Raw genomic sequence first — 21,827 nt, 5'->3', positions numbered from 1 at the left:
CTTAAAATCTATAAATCACTTCTTTGTTGAAGCCTTCTAGCATTTTATCAGCTTTTTCATAATCTTTAGCGAAACCAAGAATATAACCACCGCCTCCACTTCCGCAGAGTTTTAAGTAATAAGCATTGGTATCAAGACCTTTTTTCCAAGCGTTGTAAAGATTGGTAGGAATCATCGGTTTAAAATGAACATAAGCCCATTTAGAAAGGTCTTTCAAATGTTTGAAAAACGGAGTCATTTCTTTGTTCAAGAAAGTATCGATACAAGCATTATTGTACTTAATGAATTCTTCTTTCAAAGTTTTTCTGAAACCTTCATTTTTCAATTTTTCAAAGAAAATTTGAACCATAGGTCCAGTTTCGCCAACAGAACCAGAATCTATTAAGAAAATAGCGCCTTTCCCAGCTTCTTCTTTAGGGATAGAAACCTTGTCTACACTTTCTTTATTTTCAATTAAAATCGGAAGGTTCATGTAGCAAATCAATGGGTCAATTCCAGAAGATTTACCGTGAAAATAAGACTCTAATTCTCCGAAAACTTTTTTCAAATCTTTCAGTTGAGTTTTAGAAATATTTTCGGGACTGTATTTTTTGAAAGAATATTTTTCGAAAATAGCAGCCACCAAAGCTCCAGAACTTCCTACGCCATAACCTTGCGGAATATTAGAATCAAAAAACAATCCTTTTTCTATATCTTTTTTGAAGGCTTCTACATTTATTTTAAAAGCCTCTGGAAGATTTAATTCAGATAAATATTGAGCGTATTTAGATAGAGATTCGTTTGATTTTTTCTCGAAATCAGATTGATTTTCAGAGAATTTAAGCGTGCCTTTGTAGAAACTGTACGGTAAGGTTAATCCTTGAGAATCTTCTATGATTCCGTACTCTCCGAAAAGTAATATTTTAGCGTAAAATAATGGGTTGGTCATTAATCTATTCTATGTTTGGTGTTGCAAAGATAATAAAAATTCTTTTTCTATGTAAAGATACTGATTATCAATAAAATCTATAACAAATTTTCTATGATAATTGTCTCTATTTCTTTTGATTGATTCAATGTCATAAAATGAGTTCCACCTTTGAGTAGATAATCATACTTGACAAAAATATGGGGTAAAATTAAATCACTATCTCCTTGAATATGAATAATATTTTCGGAATAATCTTCATTTTTCCAGTTCATTATTTGATGTAAAGCCCATTTCAAAAATCTCTCATCAGTATTTCTTACAATATCTTTCAACAAAGACTTTTCATCATTAGTTTTAGCTCCAAAAACTAAATAAGTTAAAGAATTCACTCTTTTCAAAATTGAATTTGGAAGTATTTTAAGAATATTTAATTTGCCTATCAATCTATAGTAGAATGGGATTTCAAACTTTGTTTTAGCAGAAGATAAAAGAAAAATTTTCTTGAATTTTTTAATTTTTGAAATTTCTACAGAAAGTATTCCTCCAAAAGAAAGACCGATTAAAATCGCATTTTCATCTTTTATATTCTCAGAAATTCTTAGAGCGTAGCTTTGCAAAGTTTCATTTTCTAGTGGCAAAATCCAATCAATATGAACAACTTCAAAACCTTCAAAAGTAAAATTCTGGAACATTCTTTTGTCAGCTCCAAGTCCACTGATTATGTAGATTGTATTTATCAAATTTTATAACTGATTTTGCTCCTCAGCTTCTTCCATTAATTTAAGATAAGTGATATATCTGCTTTCCAAAATTTCGCCAGTCTCTAACGCTTCTAAAACGGCGCATTTTGGCTCGTTAATATGTTTACAATTATGGAATTTACAAGCTCTCCCTTTTTCAAAAATTTCCGGGAAATAATGTTGAATTTCTTCTTTTTCTACGTCTATCATTGCAAATTCACGAACACCAGGTGTATCTATTACAGCACCACCAAAATGCCAAAAATGCATTTGAGCAAAAGTAGTAGTATGCTTTCCTTTATTATGCGTTTCAGAAATTTCGTTGGTTTTCAAATTCAAATCAGGTTGAAGTGCATTTGCCAAAGTAGATTTTCCAGCTCCAGAATGACCAAAGAAAACGCAAGTTTTATCTTTTAAAATTTCTTGAAGTTTTTCTAAATTGAGTTTTTCAGCAGAAGAAACTTGCAATGTTTGATAACCTAAATTTTCGTACATGGCTTGTAATTCCTCAACCAATTCTACTTCTTCAAAATTGAGCAAGTCTATTTTGTTAAAAAGAATTAGAACGGGGATATTATACGCTTCGCAACACGCCAAGAATCGGTCTAAAAATCCTAAAGATGTTTCTGGAGATTGCAAGGTAAAAATAATACAAGCTAAATCTAAATTACTCGCAATAATGTGAGCTTCTTTAGATAAATTTACAGATTTTCTGATGAGATAATTTTTGCGAGGTTCTATTTTTGTAATCCATGCAATATCATCTTGCTCAAGTTGAAATTCTACAAAATCACCCACAGCCAAAGGATTGGTGAGTCTGGTTTTTATTAGTTTAAATTTCCCACGAATTCTCGCTTCGAAAACTTGTTGAGTTTCCAAATCTAAAACTTGATACCAACTTCCTGTAGATTTTGTGATGAGTCCTTTCAAAACGAATTTCTTTTGTGCAATTTACGAAATCTTCTCACAATAAAAAAACACGCTTTTCAGCGTGTTTTCTTGTTATTTATCAATCATGATATTGTTTTGAACTTCAATGGATTCTTCGTGAATCGCTTTGAAAACTTTCTCTATAAAATCTTTATCCATTCCAGATTCTTCGGCTCTTGCAGAGGCATATTCTGCAATGACTTTCCAACGGTCTGGCTGGAAGATTGCGATATTATTCTCTTTCTTTAACGCTCCAATTTTTTCAGAAATTTTCATCCTGTTTGACAATAATTCTATTAATTGGAAATCGATATCAGAAATTAAAGCTCTGTGTTTACCCATTTCTTCATCAAATCCAGAAATATCAGAGTTTCTAATTTGTAGATTTCCTAACATATCTGCTAAAACTTCTGGCGTAATTTGTTGAGCTGCATCACTCCAAGCTGCATCTGGGTTGCAGTGAGATTCTATCATCGCTCCTTCGTAACCTACGTTAAATGCTTCCTGAGTAACATCTGAAAGTAAATCTCTTCTACCACAAATATGAGAAGGGTCTACAAACATTGGGATATTTGGAAACTGGTGTTTAAAATCTAATGCGATTTGCCAATTGGGTAAATTTCTATATTTTGTTTTTTGATAAGATGAAAACCCTCTGTGAATTACCCCTAGATTTTTAACATCTTGACCTAAAAGTCTTTCTAAAGCGCCAATCCAAAGTGCTAAATCTGGGTTTACCGGATTTTTTACCAAAACGGGTTTATTGGTTCCCTTTAATGCAACGGCAATTTCTTGAACTGTAAAAGGATTTACGGTAGAACGTGCACCAATCCAAAGAATATCTACATCTGCTTCTAACGCTGCATAAACGTGATGCGCATTGGCAACTTCAGTTGCTGTTTTAAAACCAAATTCGTCTTTTACTTTTTTAAGCCAATTAAGACCAATAACTCCTACTCCTTCAAAACCATTTGGTTTGGTTCTTGGTTTCCAAATTCCTGCTCTAAAAACGGGAACTTCTGCACCACTTTCTTTCAATCTTTGGGCAGTTTCCATCATCTGTGCTTCTGATTCTGCACTGCATGGTCCTGCTATAATTAATGGTTTTGGGAACTCATTAATCCAATCGTTTTGTAAATCTTTTAAATTCATACTCCGTGATTCTTACAACTTTTTATAAAATACAGAACACGCAAAAAGCGTGTTCAATTATGTTTTTTTTGAAATATTTTTCAAATATAGAAAATTACGACTATTTGTTTTTATTTTTTTTCAATATTTTCTTGATTAAGAGCCTTTTCGATGTATTTTTCTTTCAAAACATCATAAAAAGCTCTCTTGGTTACAAAATTACAAACCAAAGACGCAAGGACTGCTCCTAACAAGAGAAAAAAGATAATACTATGCCTATCAGTCATTTCAAAAATAATAATTGCAGAAGTAAATGGCGCTCTGGTTACTCCTGTAAGAAAAGCAGTCATACCAATTAAAATCAATAAATTAGCATTATCTCCTGTTAATTGTAACAATTGAGCAATTAATGCTCCAAAGCTTGCTCCAGAACTTAGTGAAGGGGCAAAAACGCCTCCAGCTCCGCCAAAACTGAAAGTAGCAATTAAACCATTCATTCTCAAAAACGGCAAATACCATTCTACAGATTTATCTGAGGTAAAAAGCAGTCTTTCCATTAATTCTTTACCAGACCCCATGACTTCAGTTCCGAAAAAATAGATGAAAGTTGCCACAAAAAATCCACAGAAAAAAACAATAAAAACTTGTTGATAATTTTTCTTGAATCTCTCAAAAAAATTCATTACTGCAATGATAATGCTACACATTTTACTTCCAAAATATCCAGCAAAAATAGCCGTAATAAAGATTCCTACAAAAACCATCCATCCAGAGTAATTGGTTTTAGGATAACCTAGATACAAGTAACTACCACCAAAACCTTGCGCAGTGAGACCTGCGATGATAACTGCTACAAAAAGTGGAGATTTAATATACTTAATATGAGTTTTAGCTAATTCTTCAATCGCAAAAATAATTCCGCCAAGTGGTGTATTAAAAGCAGCAGCCAAACCAGAAGCTGCTCCTGCAATCATTACATTTTTTTCAGAAATCGGCACCCACCATTTTGGCAATCTTTTATGAATTTCCACAAAAATAGAACCCGCAATTTGAATGGTTGGACCTTCTCTTCCTGCAATTCCACCACCAAAAACTTTTACGGCACTTGCTAAAATTTTGATAATGATTATTCTTAAACTCAGAAATCTTTTAACGAGATGATGCGTGTTTGGTTTTGACAATTCTACTGAAGCCATGACTTGCGGAATTCCGCTTCCTGCTGAATATTTAGCAAAAGTTCTTACCAAAAACCATGAAATGAAAAAACTCAAAGGCGTGAGAATGAAAATATATAATTTATTCTGATGAAAAATTTCATGAGACCATTTTTCTGAAAAGGTGAATATTTTACTGTACAAAAAGGCCACAAAGCCAGTGATAAAAGAAGCCAATAAAAAGGGTAAAAACTGTAGAAACTGCTTTTTGAGGGTAGAATTGGCATAAGTGGTTCTTTGGTATAAGTTTTTAAAATAAGAAAGTATATTTCTTACAATAAAATTTTTCCGAAGGGGAACCAGCAATCTTTTGAAATGAAAATTCATTGAATATTTTTTTACATGATTTGAAGCTTTAAAATTTATTTATAAACTTCTACATTTGATTTATTGAGCCTTTTCTCAATCCAGTTTTTCAGTTTTATTTGTTCTTCATCAGTAAGATTTTCTGATGCTTGATAAATAAGTACAGGTTTTTCAACTAATGAATCACCTTGTGCAAAACTGAGTTCAGAAACATTTATCGCATTGACATTTGGAAACAAAACTTGAGCTTCTTTAAGCAACTGCATGTTATTTTCTAAAGATGAAGTTTGACTTTTTAAAGCCAATAATTCTTTATCTCTTTCAGAATTTTTATTGATTTCATTAAGAATATCGTCTTTTAAAACTTCCAAATTTTGATAATTATTAGCTTTAATAATAAGTTCGGTATTATTTAGACCAATTTCTGAAAGACTTCGGTTCATTTTTTTTATTTCATCTTGAGTAAAATTTCTCTTTAAAAAAGCTAATTCTATTTTCCGAGGATTGCTTAGAAAATTTATTTTTTTATAAACTAAAGTATTTCCTTTTTCTATAAATTCTTTTTCAATAAACTGGTCTGCCTTAATTCTAAATTCCTGTTCTTTATATAATGAATAGGCAAAATAAATACTTGGCAAAAGAACAAGTAATGAAAGTAGGGTTATCAGATTTTGTACTCTTTTTCTTTCTTTTAAATCTACAAATTTAACCGATGGATATTTAAGAAATTTAACAATTAAAAATGTAGAAATTCCTATAAAAACACAATTAATAGTATAAAGAAATAATGCTCCAAAAAAGAATTTAAAATTACCTGTTGCCAAACCAAAGCCTGCCGTACATAATGGTGGCATAAGAGCTGTAGCAATGGCAACTCCAGGAATAGGATTTCCTTTTTCCACTCTAGTTATTGCAATAACACCAGCTAAGCCGCCAAAAAATGCAATAAGCACGTCATAAATATTAGGAGATGTTCTTGCTAATAATTCTGATTGAGCTTCTTTGAAAGGACTAATATAAAAATAGATGGTAGAAACTAATAAACTCGCAATGGTAGCAATAAGTAAATTTTTCAATGATTTTTTCAGTAATTCAAAATCAAAAACACCAAGTGCAAAACCAGCACCTACAATAGGTCCCATCAAAGGAGAAATAAGCATGGCTCCAATCACCACTGCTGTAGAATTTACATTAAGACCTACAGATGCTACAAGAATCGCAGCCATTAGAATCCATAAATTAGAACCAGAAAAAGAAATATTATCTTTTACGTTTTCTAAAACTTTTTGTTTGTTTTCTTCTCCTTTATGTAAATCTAATAGTCTAAACATGAAATGGAATTTTTAACTTAAATCTAATCTCATCAATTCATCTAAATCTTTTAAAATGGGATTAATTTCTATAAATTTTTGGAAAATATCTCTTTTCGTTTCTTGCTTTTTGATGAGTTTTTTGTCTTCTCGGTAAGAAACTTCTATTTTGTAGTTATTGACTTTTCTCTTGAAATGATTAAAAAATTGCGCTTGAATTTTCTCAAACTCAGTTTTTACCAAATCTGAAGGATATAAAATCTCTACTACATTTTCTTCCTTTTTATGAAGTTTTGCAGTATTTACGGCAAAATACGTGACTTGATCTTTTATAAATAAATCACTTAGAAAAACTTGCCATTCTGTTTGTAAATCTTTCTCGGTGAAATGATGATCTGGTAAATCTTCTTCTTTTTTCTGAGGAGTTACAACCACTTCTTCTTCCTCTTTTTTATTAAGTGTAGCAAGAATGCTAAATTCTGAAACAATGGTTTTCTTAACAATTGGTTCAGTAATTTTTTGAACAGTTTTTGGAACAGATTCTTCTGATTTTTGTATTGACGTTAAAGTTTCTTGTGGCTTTTCTGAAGCTACTTTTGGCTTTTCGCTTTCCTTTTTACGAAATAGTGGCGCTAGAATTAAGAACTTTTTTTTTTATCATCACTTTTTGCAACAGTAAGACTGGCTAACTGCATCAAAGCGATTTCTACCGTTAATCTAGGATTTTTAGAATTTTTGTAATTAATATCTGCATGATTACAGATTTCTATAGCATCTATGAGTTGCTGAGCACTCCAGTTTTTGCTTTGTTCAGAAAACTTTTGTTTCGTGTTCTCACCTACTTCTATTAAAGCAAGTGTAGACGCATTTTGCGCCATCATTAAATCACGGAAATGACTACCCAACCCACCAATAAATAAATGAGGATCAAAACCTTTTTTAACAATATCATTAAAAGCAGTAAGGATTCCTGGAATGTTATTTTCTTTCGCTAAATCTACAATTTTCAAATATTGATCGTAATCTAGAATATTAAGAACTTCTGCTGCTTTAGCAAGTGTAATATTTTTCTGAGTAAAAGTGGTAAGCCTATCAAAAATAGAAAGTGCATCTCTCAGTGCTCCATCTGCTTTTTGAGCAATTAAGAACAATGCATCATCTTCATAATTTACGCCTTCTTTTTCGGCAATTTTTCTAAGATGTTCCTGTATATCTTCGATGGTGATTCTTTTGAAATCATAAATTTGGCATCTTGATAAAATGGTAGGAATAATCTTATGTTTTTCGGTAGTTGCTAAAATAAAAATAGCGTGTGCAGGTGGTTCTTCTAATGTTTTAAGAAATGCATTAAATGCCGCTGTAGACAGCATATGTACCTCGTCTATAATATAAATTTTATATTTCCCAACTTGTGGAGCAAAACGAACTTGGTCTGTTAAATCTCTGATATCATCTACTGAGTTATTAGAAGCAGCATCTAATTCAAAGATATTATACGCAAATCCGTCTTCTGAGGTAGAACCATCTTTTTCGTTAATTTTTCTAGCCAAAATTCTAGCACAAGTAGTCTTCCCTACGCCTCTTGGTCCGCAGAAAAGCAATGCTTGAGCTAACTGACTGTTTTCTATGGCATGTTCTAAGGTATCTGTAACGTGAGATTGCCCTACAACAGTGTCAAACTCTTGCGGACGATATTTTCTTGCGGATACGATAAAATTTTCCATTGGTCAAAAATAGGGAAATAAATGAAATTTTAAAAATTAAAATGACAAAGTTTTTCAAAAAAAACCGCCGTAAAAAATACGACGGTTAGATTTTTATTTACAACATTGGAAATGTTCGGTTTCACAATTTTTTCCTTGAGCGGAACATTCTTTCATACATTCTGTATTACAATTAGTCATAGAAACAGATTTCTTTTGAGAGGCAGAAATCATGGTTTCTATCTTATGTTGTCTGTCTTTTTCAATTTTTTCTGCAAACATAGATGCCAATGTAGGTGCAATAACCAAAGAGACAATTGACATTAACTTAATTAAAATATTCATTGAAGGTCCAGAAGTATCTTTGAACGGATCTCCTACTGTATCTCCTGTTACTGAAGCTTTGTGCATTTCAGAACCTTTGTAATAAGTTTCACCATTTACATCTACTCCTTTTTCAAAAGATTTTTTCGCATTATCCCAAGCTCCACCTGCGTTATTTTGAAACATTCCTAGTAAGACACCACTTGCAGTAGCTCCTGCTAAAAATCCTCCTAAAACTTCAGGTCCCCAAATAAAACCAACTAATAATGGTGTAACAATAGCGATAGAACCTGGTAATAACATTTTTTTGATAGAAGCATCCGTAGAAATAGCAACACATTTATCATATTCTGGTTGTCCAGTTCCTTCTAAAATTCCTGGAATTTCTCTGAACTGTCTTCTTACTTCTTCTACCATTGCCATAGCTGCTTTTCCTACTGCATTAATCGCTAATGACGAGAAAATAAAAGGAATCATTGCTCCAATAAAAAGCCCCGATAAAACATCTGCTTTGTAAATATCGATGCCATCAATTCCTGCAATACCAACAAATGCTGCAAATAACGCTAATGCGGTAAGTGCTGCAGAAGCAATTGCAAATCCTTTTCCTGTGGCTGCCGTAGTGTTTCCTACTGCATCTAAAATATCTGTTTTTTCCCTTACACTTTTTGGCAATTCACTCATTTCTGCAATTCCTCCTGCATTATCTGCAATTGGTCCAAAAGCATCAATCGCTAATTGCATAGCTGTAGTTGCCATCATTCCTGCAGCAGCAATGGCTACCCCATATAAACCTGCACAAAGATAAGAACCCCAAATTCCCGCAGAAAGTACAATCATAGGCAATAAAGTAGATTCCATTCCTACAGAAAGTCCACCAATAATGTTAGTTGCATGTCCTGTAGAAGATTGTTTTACAATACTTGTTACAGGTCTTTTTCCCATAGCTGTGTAATATTCTGTAATGATAGACATCAATGTTCCCACTATTAAACCTACCATAATCGCTCCGAAAACTCCCATTCTGGTAAACTCAAAACCTCTTAATGTCATATTTTCAGGAAGAATGAAATTCACTAAAAAATAAGAAGCAACCGCAGTTAGAATAATACTACCCCAGTTCCCCATGTTTAATGCTTTTTGAACTTTAGCAGTGGTATCTTCTGTTTTATCTGAAATTTTAACAAAAAAAGTTCCTATAATAGAAAATACAATTCCAGTTCCTGCAATTAGCATTGGTAATAGTATTGGCGCGAAACCACCATAATTATCTACCGATAAAGTTTCTCTTCCCAAAACCATGGTTGCTAAAACAGTAGCAACATAAGAACCAAATAAATCTGCTCCCATTCCTGCTACATCTCCTACATTGTCTCCTACATTATCTGCAATGGTAGCTGGATTTCTAGGGTCATCTTCAGGAATACCTGCTTCTACTTTTCCTACTAGATCTGCACCTACATCTGCTGCTTTGGTATAAATACCACCGCCAACTCTTGCAAATAAAGCAATAGATTCTGCTCCCAAAGAAAAACCGGTCAATATTTCGATGGTTCTTTCCATTTCGTGAGAGTCTACACTGGCTTCTGGTGCAAAAATTTGTTTAATAATTAAGAATAAAGAACCTAAACCTAAAACAGCAAGACCTGCAACTCCCATTCCCATTACAGAACCTCCTGTAAAAGAAACTTTAAGCGCTTGAGCTAATGAAGTTTTAGCAGCTTCTGCTGTTCTCACATTTGATTTAGTTGCGATTTTCATTCCTATATAACCTGCTGTAGCCGAAAATACAGCTCCTACAGCAAATGCAACTCCTATACTCCAATGAGAATTAGCATTGCTAAACCCCATAATTCCCAATAAAATACCTACCACAATTACAAAATAAGTAAGGATGCGATATTCGGCTTTTAGAAAAGCCATCGCTCCATCTGCAATATGACCACTAATGGTTTTCATTCTGTCATTACCTGCAGATTGCTTACTTACCCAAGAACTCTGTACAAAGGTGTAAAGTAAGGCTATGACACCAAAAAGAGGTACCAAATAAAATAGTAAATTCATAGAATATTAATTTTTGTTAACAATTTAGGGAACTAATATAATAAAAACAATAACACAAAAAACAAATTTAGATTTAAGATTTTTTAAGTTATGATTTATATCGTAAAGCACTGAAAATAAAACAAAAAAATCTAGCGAATATTCGCTAGATTTTGTATATTTACTCAAATTTCGGTTTTTATATAGTTCCCCCGAATTTATCAGAATAATCTTTTTGAGAAGCTGCAATCACTTCTTTTGCATGCTCTGCACCATATATTTCTTCTATTCTACAAGTTGCTTCTTCGTAAGGAAGATTTTTGTAAGTTAAGAAGTAATGTTTTAGTCTGAAAACTTCTGCTTGTGGTAATTCTGAGATATCTCTAATATGCCCATAAACTTGGTCTCCTACCATCACTGCTACGATTTTATCATCAGCTTCACCTTTATCAATCATTTTAAAACCACCTACAGGAATAGCATCCATCAATAAACCGCCAGAGTGAATATTGTGTGAACTTAACACCAAAATATCCAATGGATCATGGTCACCTTCCGAAACATCTACTGCTCCTTCTCTAATGGCTAATTTTTTAACTTCTTCGTGACAATACGTTCTAGGAATAAACCCATACAATGCTGGAATAATATTTGAAAATTTTTGTGGTCTGTCTACTTTTAAATATCCACTTTTTTTGTCTACTTCATATTTAATCGTATCTGCTGGAACTATTTCTATGAAAGTAGTTACTACATTTGGAGCATCTTCTCCTGCAGAAATTCCATGCCATGGATGTGCTTTAAAATTTGGTATCATAATCATTATTGTTTCTAATTTTTACAAAGTTAAGATAATAAAATGGCATCTTTTCTTAAATCTTCTATAGTATTTGCTATAAAATCTTCGCCATTTACATAATTCATTAAAAATATGGTTTTGAAATCTTGTAAACTTGCAGTGTTACTAAGGCTTTCATAAGTTCTTTTCATCAGCTGAATCACATTATTCTTAGAAGCTACAATATTTTCCCAAGAATTTCTAGAAATATACAATTGCTGGGAACTGTTATATTCAAATTCTTCTGTAATATTTTTTTCTAAAAGGAAAATAAACTCATGAATAGCTAAGTCTTTATCAAACTTATTTACCAAATTCGATGGTTTTATTCTTTCTAAAAAAAGCGTCATTCTTTCGTAAGCTTGCATTTTCAAATCCCCATTTGCTTTTACTGCCAAAAGCTTTAATTCTTTGTTCTTCAACCTAATGTAGGTGAAAACAAATTGCCTCAATAAAAAAATTATTGGGAGCGTAATGATTAATGCAAAAGCATAAGGAAGCATATTTTCAAAATTCATTTCACGAAAAATTGAGGGTGCAAAGATATGAATAATTATTGTCTAATAAAATACGATTTAAGTAACTGAATTTTAGAATTTTCTATATAAGGATAAGATTTTACTGCAGCCCTGAAACCTCTAAAATACTCTTCCATGTTTGGTAATTCTCCTCCTTCAAAATCAAAATTTCTTAATTCTATATTTTTTTTAATAGCATAATCAATTAAATTTGATGCTCCATTAAATTTGACTAATTCTTTTAAATTATAAGTTCCTAATAAAACTGATGTATATTTTTCTTGATAAATTGCTATTAAATTTATCAATCTTCCTTTAAAATAAAAGCCATAAAAATCAATCAACTTATTTTCATAAAATCTTTGAATAATCTCCAAAAAACTATTTTTATCTCTTATATTTTCTGCACCAAGCAAGTTATTTTCAATGAATTTTTTAGCATCTTCAAAATATACATTTTCTTTAATTTCAGAAAAATCTGCTACATCAGGATTTAACCTTAGCTTTCTTTTTCTTTTTGGAGAGTATTTATCTCTAATATTCTCGTAAGAATCAGATTCTAAAACAAAATTTTTTCTTCTTTTAAGTTCAGTTTTGAAACTATTTTTTTCATTAAAAGCATAATACCAGACTTTATAATTTTTCTGTAAAAAATCTAAAAAAAGCTCATTTACATCTACAGAATCTTTATGAGAAAAAACACCAAGTTGCTGTGTAAGCTTAGGATTTACCACTATTTTAAATCCTAATTTTTTAATAAAAGGGACAGGCATTATCGCCTTATAATCATCAAAAACGAGCATATCCCAATTATTTTTAGCAGTAACATCTAGAAATTTTTTTTCAGCAGAATATATTTTTTGTTCAGAATTATCTAAACAATTTTGATATTTCAGCCAGTCTATTTCTTCATATTTCAGTTGCTTTATCATAATAAACCTACTTCTGCAAAACTGTAAAATGAATTTTCGCCAATGATGATATGGTCAAATAATTTAATGTCTAAAATTTCACCAGCATGTTGAATATTTTTAGTCATTCTAATGTCTGCTTCACTAGGCGTGAGAACACCAGTAGGATGATTATGTGCTACAATGATACTGGTAGAAAAATTATCTAAAGCTTCTTTAAAGAGCACTCTCACATCTACATGAGTTGCAGAAATACCACCTTTTGAAATTTGTGATTTTTTAATCAGTTGATTTTTCTGGTTCAAAAAAATTACCCAAAACTCTTCTGTTCTGAGGTCAGAAAGATGTGGTAAAAGTATTTTATAGGCTTGTTCAGAACTTTTTATAACTAATTTTTCTGGAATTTCTTGTGAAGCTTTTCTTCTGCCAATTTCCAGTGCAGTAGCAATAGAAATGGCTTTCGCTTCACCAATTCCCTTGAATTTCATTAAATCTTTTATAGAAAGTAAACTCAGGTTTTGCCAGTTATTACCTACACTTTTCAAAATTTTCTGAGCCAGTTCTACCGCAGATTCTTCTGTATTCCCGCTTCCTAAAATAATCGCTAATAATTCTGAATCTGAAAGCGCAGATTTACCCTTCAAAAGAAACTTTTCTCTTGGTCTATCATCTTCTGAAAGGAATTTTATGGACATTCTTTAGGTTAAGCTAAACTTGGTTCTTTTATAAAATAAGTCCGTCTTTCATCACTAATTTTCTATCAGTACTTTCTGCCAGTTCTTTATTGTGTGTTACAATCACAAAAGTCTGATTATATCTGTCTCTTAAATCAAAGAAAAGTTGATGTAGTGCATCTGCATTTTTAGAATCTAAGTTTCCAGTGGGTTCGTCTGCAAAAATAATTTTCGGAGAATTGATTAAAGCTCTGGCTACGGCTACACGCTGCGCTTCACCACCAGATAGTTCTTTCGGTTTATGCTGAATTCTATGCGCAATGTGTAATTCTTCGAACAACAGAAATGCTTTATCCATAGATTCTTTTTCGTTTTTCCCAGAAATTCTCGTTGGCATCAGTACATTTTCTAAAGCTGTAAATTCTGGTAATAATTGATGATGCTGAAATACGAATCCTATGTTTTCATTTCTAAACTTAGAAATCTCTCTGTCATTCATTTTTAGAAACGATTGATCACCTATCGTTAATTCAGTTCCGTATTTATCAATATGTGAAGGTAAATCTAAAGTTCCCAGAATGTGCAACAAAGTAGATTTACCAGCTCCTGATTCCCCAACAATTGAAACAATTTCTCCTGTTTTTATTTCTAAGTCTACTCCCTTTAGAACTTCTAAATCACCGTAAGATTTGTGAATATTTTTCGCTTTAATCATAGTTCAAAAATAGTAAATAGATGTGAGATACAAGATATGAGACATGAGATTTTTTAAATATTCTAAAACCACAAATAAAAAATCCTTTCAAAAAAATGAAAGGATTTTTATTATATAAAATTGTAAAATTTTACAGTAACATTGTTAATGGACTTTCTAGGTATGTTCTAAGCGTTTGTAAGAACTGTGCACCTGTAGCGCCATCTACTACTCTATGATCACAAGCTAAAGAAAGTTTCATAGTATTTCCTACCACGATTTGGCCATTTTTAACCACTGGTTTTTCAATAATTGCACCTACTGAAAGGATACAAGAATTCGGTTGGTTAATAATCGAAGTAAATGTTTCGATTCCAAACATACCAAGGTTAGAGATAGAGAAAGTAGAACCTTCCATTTCATTAGCTTTAAGACCTTTTGATTTCGCTCTAGAAGCCATGTCTTTTACAGATGCAGAAATTTGATTATAATTCATATAATCTGCATTTTTAAGAACAGGAACTACTAAACCATCTGGAATTGCAACTGCTACACCTACGTTGATATTTCCGTGGTGAATAATTTTATCACCAGCCCAAGAAGAATTTACTTGTGGGTGTTTTCTCAATGCTAAAGCAGTAGCTTTAATAACCATATCATTGAAAGAAACCTTAGTATCTGGTAAACTATTAAGCTCTTTTCTAGCTTCGATAGCTTTGTCCATGTTGATTTCTACCATTAAATAGTAGTGAGGTGCAGTAAATTTACTTTCAGAAAGTCTTTTTGCAATAATATTTCTTACTTGTGAGTTTACTGTTTCTGTAGTTTCACCTGCAACGAAATTCATAGCAACTTGAGCAGCAGGAGCTGAAGCTACGCTTGTAGAAACCGCAGCAGTTTGCTGAACTGGAGCTGCACTTGGTTGATAATTTTCAATATCTTTTTTAACGATTCTTCCGTTATCACCACTTCCTTTAACGGTTGAGATATCAATTCCTTTTTCTGAAGCCATTTTTTTAGCTAAAGGAGAGATATTGATTCTTCCGCCAGTAGAAGTTGTAGTAGAAACTGTAGCATTTACCGCTGGTGCAGATTCTGTTTTTGGAGCTTCTGGAGCAACTGGAGCAGCAACTTTTCCGCCACCTGCAACAATTGCAGAAACATCTGTTCCAGCAGGACCAATAATAGCTAAAATTTCATCAACTTTAGTGGCATTTCCTTCTGAAACACCTTGGTAAAGAAGCGTTCCTTTAAATTCTGATTCAAAATCTTGAACCGCTTTATCTGTTTCGATTTCTGCAAGAATATCACCTTCTTTTATATCATCTCCTACATTTTTGTGCCATTTAGCTACTTTTCCTTCAGTCATGGTATCAGAAAGTCTAGGCATAGTAATTACTTCTACACCTGCAGGAATCTCTGCTGAAACGGCCGAAACTTCTGGTGCAGAAACTGCAACTTCTTCTTTCTTTTCTTCTGTTTGAGGAGCAGAACTACCTCCTGAAACTAAACCAGAAATATCTTCTCCGGCATTTCCTATAATTGCTAAAACGCTATCTACAGGAGAATTACTTCCTTCTTCTGTACCAATGTATAAAAGAGTACCGTTAAATTCTGATTCAAAATCTTGAACGGCTTTATCTGTTTCGATTTCGGCTAAAACATCGCCTTCTTTTACTGTATCACCTACTTTTTTATGCCATTTTGATACTTTTCCCTCGGTCATTGTATCAGAAAGTCTGGGCATTGTAATTACTTCAGCCATAATTTTTATATTGATTTGAGATTCGAGATTCGAGATTCGAGATTTAAAACTCAAAGAATTTCAAACTCAAATTTCAAATTTCAAATGAATTTAAAATTAATTTTCTAATTTATCTAAGAATGGATAGTTTGGTTCAGAATATACATATTCATATACTTTTTCAGCATTTGGATATGGAGACTCTTCTGCAAAAGCTTCGCATTCTTCTACGAACATTTTAGATTTTTCTTCGATAGCTTCTAATTCTTCTTCAGTAGCCCATTTGTTTTCTAAAATTCTGTTTTTAACTAAAACGATTGGGTCTTCTTCTTTTTTAAGAGCTACTTCTTCTTTAGTTCTATAAGGTTCAGCATCTGACATAGAGTGACCTCTAAATCTGTAAGTTCTAGCTTCTATGAAAGTAGGCCCGTCTCCTCTTCTTGCTCTTTCTACAGCTTCGTAAGCTACTTCTGCAACTTTTTCAGGGTCCATAGCATCTACAGGCATACAAGGCATTTCGTAACCTAAACCTAATTTGTAAATGTCTTCGTGGTTTGCTGTTCTAGAAACTGATGTTCCCATAGCATATTGGTTATTTTCTACCACGAAAACTACTGGAAGTTTCCAGTTCATTGCCATGTTAAAGGTTTCATGTAAAGCACCTTGTCTTACAGCTCCATCACCAAAATAACAAATGGTAACTCCACCTCTTTCAAAATACTTATCTGCGAATGCTATACCTGCTCCTAATGGAATCTGACCACCTACAATTCCGTGACCTCCATAGAATCTATGCTCTTTTGAGAAAATGTGCATAGAACCACCTAATCCGTTAGAAGTTCCAGTTGCTTTACCACATAACTCTGCCATAATTCTCTTAGGATCTACTCCCATTGCCATAGGATGCACGTGACATCTGTATGCTGTAATCATAGCATCTTTAGTAAGATCCATAGCATGGGCAAATCCTGCTGGAATTGCTTCTTGGCCATTGTATAAGTGTAAAAAACCTCTAATTTTTTGTTTTAGATAAAGAGAACGGCATTTGTCTTCAAACCTTCTCCACATTGTCATATCTGCATACCATTGCAAATAAACTTCTTTAGAAAACTCTTTCATTGATAAGTTTTAATTTGTTGATTTTTCAAAATTTAAAATGCCTGTTGAGAGCATTTTTCTGAATAATATGCAAAAATAGTAAAATTCTTTTGTTTATAAGAAAACTTATGTCACAAATAATGATGATATTTGTTTCTTTAAATAAAGTATTTTTGAAAAAACATTTATAAATCCATGTCTTAGAAAAGTTTTTCTGCGGTTGTATCCCTTTCTAAAGTAATTTCTAATCTACTCAATCCACTTTTTTCTTTATTAATTTTCTTTGTTTGTTTTGCATACGTAAAAATGACCTGGGAAGAATCTTTAGTCAATATTTTATTAATGATTGGTTTAGTAGTTATTCCTATTTTCTCATGGATTGGCTGGAATGTGAAGAAAGGAAACTACACCAACATGGATGTGTCTGACCGAAAACAGAGAAACAGTCTTTATCTCTTTAATTTTATAGTCATTACCATTTATACTGGAGTTTTGTATTATACTAAACAAAGAACTGACTTGCTTTTCATAATTGTTTTCTTGTTTATACTCATGCTGATTATGCACATCAGTAATTTTTTCATCAAAAGTTCTATGCATACCGCTTTTAATGTTTTTGTAACGGCATTATTCTTTTCTTTAAGTCCTACTTTGGGCATTATTTGGCTCGTTCTCACTTCATTTGTAGTTATTTCTAGAATCATCCTCAATAGACACACCCCGAAAGAAGTCATCATGGGAGCCTTCATAGGCACAGTAGTATCTTTATCTTATCTATATTTTAATATTCAGACATTTCTATAATCTTAAAATTTTTACTACATTTATAATTCAATTTCAAGAATATGGAAAATCTAAAATCCTTGACTTCTGGCGAAGAACAAGTCATGAAAATTATTTGGAAACTTGGCCCTACTTATCTTAAAGACATCATGCTTGCTTTTCCGGAGCCGAAGCCACACCAAAATACCGTTTCTACTTTTTTGAAAAACCTGGTTACCAAAAACTACCTAAAACCTCTTTCTGAAGGAAGAATTCATAAGTATGAAATCTCTGTAACTCAGGATAATTATAAAAAAACACTTTTAAAGAACTTCATTCTTAATTTTTACGATAATAATCCTAATGCTTTATTAATGGACTTAATGAATGAAGGAATGGTAAAACTCTCTGTACCCGAAAAAGATAAGGATAAGGATAAGGAGAAAAAGAAGAAAAAGAAAAAGAAAAAATAATTCTCTTGGATAATAGATGTTACATGTGATAAGTTTATGTAATAGAATACCTTTTTCCAATTTCAAACTATACACAATCATGATTACAAAATTTAAAGAAATCTGGGGGAAAACCGACGATGTCGTTTTAAGATATCCTATGGTGCTTACCGCAGCACTTATTGCAGCTATTTCTTCGGTTGTTGCAATAGAAATTGACCATCAAGCCAATCAATTTTTGGTAACCAAATTAGCTTTTGCTGGCTGTTTGGGAATTTCGCTTATGTTTGGTATCAAAATGCTTTCCCAAAGAATTGGCAGAGGTTTTTTTATAGAAATTTTGGGAGCTGCATTCTTGGTTTGGTTTTATTTTTATTTACCAGATTCTGAGAAAAATTTTACTGTAGTAAATGGTTATGTTATTTTTTCATTAGTCATTTTATTACATTTATTCGTCTCGTTTTCAGGATTTCTAAATAAAAAGCCTGAACTTAATTTTTGGCAATTCAATAAAAATTTATTCATCAATATTTTCCTGACTGCAGTTTTTACGGGCGTTTTAGTTTTAGGAGTTGTTTTAGCAATTTTAGCGGTAGATAAATTATTTGACTTTAATTTTAATAATAATCTTTATCCTAAAACTATGCTATTTTTAGCCATTTTAGGAAGTACTTTTATATTTTTAATATTTAATGATAAAGGAATTTTTCAACTTGAAAAAGACGGAAGCTACCCACAAATCCTAAAATTCTTCACACAGTTTGTTCTTATTCCCCTTTTATTAATTTATGTAACCATTTTATATTTTTACGCTGGTAAAATATTGATTAATTGGGAACTACCAAGAGGGTGGGTTTCTTATCTCATCTTAATTTATTCAGTGGTCGGAATTTTAGCCTTGCTGTTGGTCCATCCTCTGAAAGAAGCTTCTGCAAAATCTTGGGTAAAAGTTTTCTCCAAAATTTTCTATTACACACTTATTCCATTATTGGTTTTATTATTTGTAGCTATTTTTACCAGAATTTTACAATATGGCTACACAGAACCTAGATATTTCGTTTTGCTATTGGCACTTTGGCTTACCACAGTCGTTTTCTATTCTATCTTTTATAGAAAAGCTACTATTAAATTTGTACCAATTTCACTGTTTGCCTTCGGTGTATTTGCATTGATTTTCCCTTATGTTAATGCTTTTTCTACCGCTAAAAGAAGTCAAAAAACAGAATTAATACAGATTCTAACCAAAAATCACCTTCTAGAAAAAGGAAAAATCAATTTCGAAAAAGCTACTCAAGATTCTGTAGTTTTGGAAATTGCTAATAAATTTCAATTTCTAAACGAAAGAAAACAACAGACTTTTCTCCTAAGTTATATCCCGGAAACTCATTTTTCTAAATTCAAAAAAATATTTGAACAAGAAAGATATTTGGCTAATTCAGAAATAAGAATTTCTTTCAAAAACACCATTAAATCTAAGGAAAAGAATAATTACCAGAACGATTACCAAGGTGTGTTTTCTAACAAAAGAAATTATGACATTCAGAACTACGAAAAACTTATTGTTTTTAGCAATACTGACATTCAAAATGAAGAACATATTGACGATTATATGTTGCAAACTAGACCTATCAGAGATGGTTACATTTTCTCAGGATATATCATTGATTTAGAATCACCTACCAAAGTTACTCAATCTTATGATTTAACTCCTTTTCTCAAAAAACAATTAGAAAAAGATAATGCAGACCAACTCAATACTCCATTGGAAGAAATTTCTACAGAATTTGATCTGCACCAGTATCATTTCAAAGTATATTTTTCAGAAATTACCAATAACAAAATCAATAAAAAAGATAACATTTTCACGAAAGAGATGGTCATCTTAATCAAGAAAAAATAATTTCGAAATAGACCAATAAAAAAGCGACTCATTACTGAGTCGCTTCATTTTTTTCTTTGAAAAAAGATTGTTTACCAACGGCTTCCACCTCTATCGTTTCCACCTCTGTTATTTCCGTAACCACCTCTGTTTCCGTAACCACCACCTCTGTTGCTATCGAAACTTCTTCTTGGTTTTTCTTCTCTTGGTTTAGCTTCAGAAACGTTAAGCTCTTTTCCGTTAAATTCTTTACCGTTTAGAGCGTCAATCGCTTGTTGTCCTTCATCGTTATTCATTTCTACGAATCCGAATCCTCTACTTCTTCCCGTTTCTCTGTCTGTAATAATTTTGCACGAAGTAACTTCGCCAAATTCTGAAAATAAATCTTGTAACTGATAATCTTTAGTTACGTAATTGATGTTTGAAACAAAAATGTTCATTGTTAAAAAAAATTAAATTAAAATTGTCCTAAATGATGAATTATAAAAGAAGACAAAAAACGAATGAACATTATTTTGAAAAACATTTATAAGAAATCTTGCGCAAGATACAACAATAAATGACATAAACAATTTTTATTTTGGCGTGCTCTATTTCCAAAAGCCTAAATCCCTGAAAAATAGGTCGTTCTACGCTCACTCGCTTCCCGAAAATAAATTTTCGGGAGAGCTCAGACAAATCGCTTCGTACTCACGCAAAAACTTAGGTTCTAAAATAAACCTCAGTGAAATATATTAACCTTTATATCTACTTTTCACTACGGCACTTTATGTCCTAAACTGGCTTCTAAAAGAGTAAACCAATCTTCTACAGTTAAATCTATTTCAAGAGATTTTCTAAGAGATTTTATGCTTTCTGCTTTAGACGTTCCTATAATCGGTAAAATTTTAGCAGGATGTTTTAGAAGAAACGCCACCAAAAGTTGTGCTTCGTCTGCATTATATTTTTTAGACAAATCAGACAAAACAGACTTTATTCTCGCTGTTCTTTCAGAATCTTCTGCGAAATAACTTCCCATCACACTCCAAGCCATAGGTTGCAACTTTTTCATCATCATTTGATTAATCGTTCCATCGTAAAAAGCTTTGGTTTCCGTCAAAGAAATTTCTACTTGATTGGTTACCAATTGAGGAAAATATTTAGAAATTAAATCAAACTGAGTCACAGAAAAATTGCTCACCCCGAAATCTCTAACTTTTCCAGAACTTCTTAAAATCCCAAATGCAGCAGCTATTTCTTCAGGATTCATCAATGGGGATGGTCTGTGTAACAATAACAAATCTATATAATCTGTTTTTAGATTTTTCAAACTTTCATCTACCTGATTTAGAATATATTCTTTAGAATAATTATAGTATTTCAGCGGAAAATTCTTCTTTTCAGAAGGCATACAAATTCCACATTTGGTAATCAACTGAATTTTTTCACGCTCAATTTTCATATCAGAAAAAGCGTTTCCAAATAACTCTTCTGTAGTATAACCACCATAAATATCTGCATGGTCAAAAGTATACAAACCTTCTTCTAATGAGCTTTCTATTAATTTTTGAACGCCACTTACAGAATGATTGGCTCCCCAAACTCCCCATCGCATTACCCCAATGATAATTTTTGAAAAATCCATAATTTTAATTTTTATCAAAGTT

At 32.1% G+C, this 21,827-nt stretch carries 21 protein-coding genes; 3 read left to right on the top strand and 18 right to left on the bottom strand.

The genetic code is table 11. The annotated features are described in order from the left end of the window. Position 1 precedes the first annotated feature (1 nt). The 16 genes from N7277_RS08625 to pdhA all read right to left on the bottom strand — a co-directional run bounded on the left by N7277_RS08625 (position 2) and on the right by pdhA (position 17,109). On the bottom strand, positions 2-928 hold the full coding sequence (locus N7277_RS08625; RefSeq protein ID WP_274779161.1) for a mevalonate kinase family protein: 927 nt from the start codon (positions 926-928) through the stop codon (positions 2-4). Between the two features lie 77 nt (positions 929-1,005). Continuing rightward, positions 1,006-1,650, bottom strand: a complete 645-nt coding sequence (locus N7277_RS08620; protein ID WP_274779160.1) for an alpha/beta fold hydrolase — start codon at positions 1,648-1,650, stop codon at positions 1,006-1,008. Positions 1,651-1,653: 3 nt separating this feature from the next. Continuing rightward, positions 1,654-2,580, bottom strand: coding sequence for a ribosome small subunit-dependent GTPase A (gene rsgA, locus N7277_RS08615; protein WP_274779159.1), 927 nt, complete (start codon positions 2,578-2,580; stop codon positions 1,654-1,656). 72 nt (positions 2,581-2,652) lie between these two features. Then, a complete protein-coding gene (locus tag N7277_RS08610) occupies positions 2,653-3,732 on the bottom strand; it encodes a chorismate mutase (RefSeq protein ID WP_274779158.1) in 1,080 nt (359 codons plus the stop codon). A gap of 110 nt (positions 3,733-3,842) precedes the next feature. After that, a complete protein-coding gene (locus N7277_RS08605; protein ID WP_274779157.1) occupies positions 3,843-5,252 on the bottom strand; it encodes a chloride channel protein in 1,410 nt (469 codons plus the stop codon). Positions 5,253-5,287: 35 nt separating this feature from the next. Further along, positions 5,288-6,562, bottom strand: a complete 1,275-nt coding sequence (locus tag N7277_RS08600) for a TIGR00341 family protein (RefSeq protein ID WP_274779156.1) — start codon at positions 6,560-6,562, stop codon at positions 5,288-5,290. 12 nt (positions 6,563-6,574) lie between these two features. Then, the gene (locus N7277_RS08595; RefSeq protein ID WP_274779155.1) at positions 6,575-6,976 is read right to left on the bottom strand and encodes a hypothetical protein; all 402 of its coding nucleotides are present in this window, start codon (positions 6,974-6,976) and stop codon (positions 6,575-6,577) included. 203 nt (positions 6,977-7,179) lie between these two features. After that, positions 7,180-8,265, bottom strand: a complete 1,086-nt coding sequence (gene dnaX, locus N7277_RS08590; RefSeq protein WP_274779154.1) for a DNA polymerase III subunit gamma/tau — start codon at positions 8,263-8,265, stop codon at positions 7,180-7,182. 93 nt (positions 8,266-8,358) lie between these two features. Beyond that, complete coding sequence (locus N7277_RS08585) at positions 8,359-10,632, bottom strand: sodium-translocating pyrophosphatase (protein ID WP_274779153.1); 2,274 nt, start codon at positions 10,630-10,632, stop codon at positions 8,359-8,361. Positions 10,633-10,810: 178 nt separating this feature from the next. Further along, a complete protein-coding gene (locus N7277_RS08580) occupies positions 10,811-11,428 on the bottom strand; it encodes an inorganic pyrophosphatase (protein WP_274779152.1) in 618 nt (205 codons plus the stop codon). A 29-nt stretch (positions 11,429-11,457) separates the two neighbouring features. After that, positions 11,458-11,967 (bottom strand): DUF7935 family protein, encoded by a 510-nt coding sequence (locus N7277_RS08575; RefSeq protein WP_274779151.1) that lies wholly within the window; start codon positions 11,965-11,967, stop codon positions 11,458-11,460. A 35-nt stretch (positions 11,968-12,002) separates the two neighbouring features. Further along, a complete protein-coding gene (locus N7277_RS08570; protein ID WP_274779150.1) occupies positions 12,003-12,899 on the bottom strand; it encodes a hypothetical protein in 897 nt (298 codons plus the stop codon). Next, on the bottom strand, positions 12,896-13,573 hold the full coding sequence (radC, locus tag N7277_RS08565) for a RadC family protein (RefSeq protein ID WP_274779149.1): 678 nt from the start codon (positions 13,571-13,573) through the stop codon (positions 12,896-12,898). Before radC ends, N7277_RS08570 begins: the two co-directional genes overlap by 4 nt. A gap of 28 nt (positions 13,574-13,601) precedes the next feature. Further along, the gene (locus N7277_RS08560) at positions 13,602-14,267 is read right to left on the bottom strand and encodes an ABC transporter ATP-binding protein (RefSeq protein WP_069798382.1); all 666 of its coding nucleotides are present in this window, start codon (positions 14,265-14,267) and stop codon (positions 13,602-13,604) included. Between the two features lie 130 nt (positions 14,268-14,397). Then, positions 14,398-16,011: a pyruvate dehydrogenase complex dihydrolipoamide acetyltransferase gene (locus tag N7277_RS08555; RefSeq protein ID WP_274779148.1), complete on the bottom strand. Its 1,614-nt coding sequence runs from the start codon at positions 16,009-16,011 to the stop codon at positions 14,398-14,400. 96 nt (positions 16,012-16,107) lie between these two features. Beyond that, positions 16,108-17,109, bottom strand: a complete 1,002-nt coding sequence (pdhA, locus tag N7277_RS08550) for a pyruvate dehydrogenase (acetyl-transferring) E1 component subunit alpha (RefSeq protein ID WP_274779147.1) — start codon at positions 17,107-17,109, stop codon at positions 16,108-16,110. A gap of 285 nt (positions 17,110-17,394) precedes the next feature. Here pdhA and N7277_RS08545 point away from each other — a divergent pair, with 285 nt between their 5' ends. The 3 genes from N7277_RS08545 to N7277_RS08535 all read left to right on the top strand — a co-directional run bounded on the left by N7277_RS08545 (position 17,395) and on the right by N7277_RS08535 (position 20,202). Then, a complete protein-coding gene (locus tag N7277_RS08545; RefSeq protein ID WP_274779146.1) occupies positions 17,395-17,892 on the top strand; it encodes a phosphatase PAP2 family protein in 498 nt (165 codons plus the stop codon). Positions 17,893-17,933: 41 nt separating this feature from the next. After that, entirely contained in the window at positions 17,934-18,323 is a 390-nt protein-coding gene (locus N7277_RS08540; protein ID WP_274779145.1) for a BlaI/MecI/CopY family transcriptional regulator, read from the top strand. A 79-nt stretch (positions 18,324-18,402) separates the two neighbouring features. Continuing rightward, on the top strand, positions 18,403-20,202 hold the full coding sequence (locus N7277_RS08535) for a DUF4153 domain-containing protein (RefSeq protein WP_274779144.1): 1,800 nt from the start codon (positions 18,403-18,405) through the stop codon (positions 20,200-20,202). Positions 20,203-20,273: 71 nt separating this feature from the next. Here the strand turns inward: N7277_RS08535 and N7277_RS08530 are convergent, their stop codons facing one another. Both N7277_RS08530 and N7277_RS08525 read right to left on the bottom strand, forming a co-directional pair. After that, a complete protein-coding gene (locus N7277_RS08530; RefSeq protein ID WP_274779143.1) occupies positions 20,274-20,621 on the bottom strand; it encodes an RNA recognition motif domain-containing protein in 348 nt (115 codons plus the stop codon). Positions 20,622-20,938: 317 nt separating this feature from the next. Beyond that, positions 20,939-21,805 (bottom strand): aldo/keto reductase, encoded by an 867-nt coding sequence (locus N7277_RS08525; protein WP_274779142.1) that lies wholly within the window; start codon positions 21,803-21,805, stop codon positions 20,939-20,941. Between the last annotated feature and the right edge of the window lie 22 nt (positions 21,806-21,827).

Origin of the sequence: Cloacibacterium sp. TD35 (assembly GCF_028864635.1) — a bacterium.
Taxonomy (GTDB): domain Bacteria; phylum Bacteroidota; class Bacteroidia; order Flavobacteriales; family Weeksellaceae; genus Cloacibacterium.
This window is presented reverse-complemented; position numbering and strand designations above follow the sequence as displayed.

Excerpts from the sequence above, each read along its gene's own strand:
- N7277_RS08585 (WP_274779153.1), bottom strand. The coding sequence starts at position 10,632 with ATGAATTTACTATTTTATTTGGTACCTCTTTTTGGTGTCATAGCCTTA.
- radC (WP_274779149.1), bottom strand. The coding sequence starts at position 13,573 with ATGTCCATAAAATTCCTTTCAGAAGATGATAGACCAAGAGAAAAGTTT.
- N7277_RS08575 (WP_274779151.1), bottom strand. The coding sequence starts at position 11,967 with ATGAATTTTGAAAATATGCTTCCTTATGCTTTTGCATTAATCATTACG.
- N7277_RS08535 (WP_274779144.1), top strand. The coding sequence starts at position 18,403 with ATGATTACAAAATTTAAAGAAATCTGGGGGAAAACCGACGATGTCGTT.
- N7277_RS08570 (WP_274779150.1), bottom strand. The coding sequence starts at position 12,899 with ATGATAAAGCAACTGAAATATGAAGAAATAGACTGGCTGAAATATCAA.
- N7277_RS08610 (WP_274779158.1), bottom strand. The coding sequence starts at position 3,732 with ATGAATTTAAAAGATTTACAAAACGATTGGATTAATGAGTTCCCAAAA.
- N7277_RS08560 (WP_069798382.1), bottom strand. The coding sequence starts at position 14,267 with ATGATTAAAGCGAAAAATATTCACAAATCTTACGGTGATTTAGAAGTT.
- N7277_RS08625 (WP_274779161.1), bottom strand. The coding sequence starts at position 928 with ATGACCAACCCATTATTTTACGCTAAAATATTACTTTTCGGAGAGTAC.
- N7277_RS08580 (WP_274779152.1), bottom strand. The coding sequence starts at position 11,428 with ATGATACCAAATTTTAAAGCACATCCATGGCATGGAATTTCTGCAGGA.
- N7277_RS08600 (WP_274779156.1), bottom strand. The coding sequence starts at position 6,562 with ATGTTTAGACTATTAGATTTACATAAAGGAGAAGAAAACAAACAAAAA.
- N7277_RS08555 (WP_274779148.1), bottom strand. The coding sequence starts at position 16,011 with ATGGCTGAAGTAATTACAATGCCCAGACTTTCTGATACAATGACCGAG.
- N7277_RS08530 (WP_274779143.1), bottom strand. The coding sequence starts at position 20,621 with ATGAACATTTTTGTTTCAAACATCAATTACGTAACTAAAGATTATCAG.
- N7277_RS08525 (WP_274779142.1), bottom strand. The coding sequence starts at position 21,805 with ATGGATTTTTCAAAAATTATCATTGGGGTAATGCGATGGGGAGTTTGG.
- N7277_RS08605 (WP_274779157.1), bottom strand. The coding sequence starts at position 5,252 with ATGAATTTTCATTTCAAAAGATTGCTGGTTCCCCTTCGGAAAAATTTT.
- N7277_RS08540 (WP_274779145.1), top strand. The coding sequence starts at position 17,934 with ATGGAAAATCTAAAATCCTTGACTTCTGGCGAAGAACAAGTCATGAAA.
- N7277_RS08545 (WP_274779146.1), top strand. The coding sequence starts at position 17,395 with ATGACCTGGGAAGAATCTTTAGTCAATATTTTATTAATGATTGGTTTA.
- pdhA (WP_274779147.1), bottom strand. The coding sequence starts at position 17,109 with ATGAAAGAGTTTTCTAAAGAAGTTTATTTGCAATGGTATGCAGATATG.
- dnaX (WP_274779154.1), bottom strand. The coding sequence starts at position 8,265 with ATGGAAAATTTTATCGTATCCGCAAGAAAATATCGTCCGCAAGAGTTT.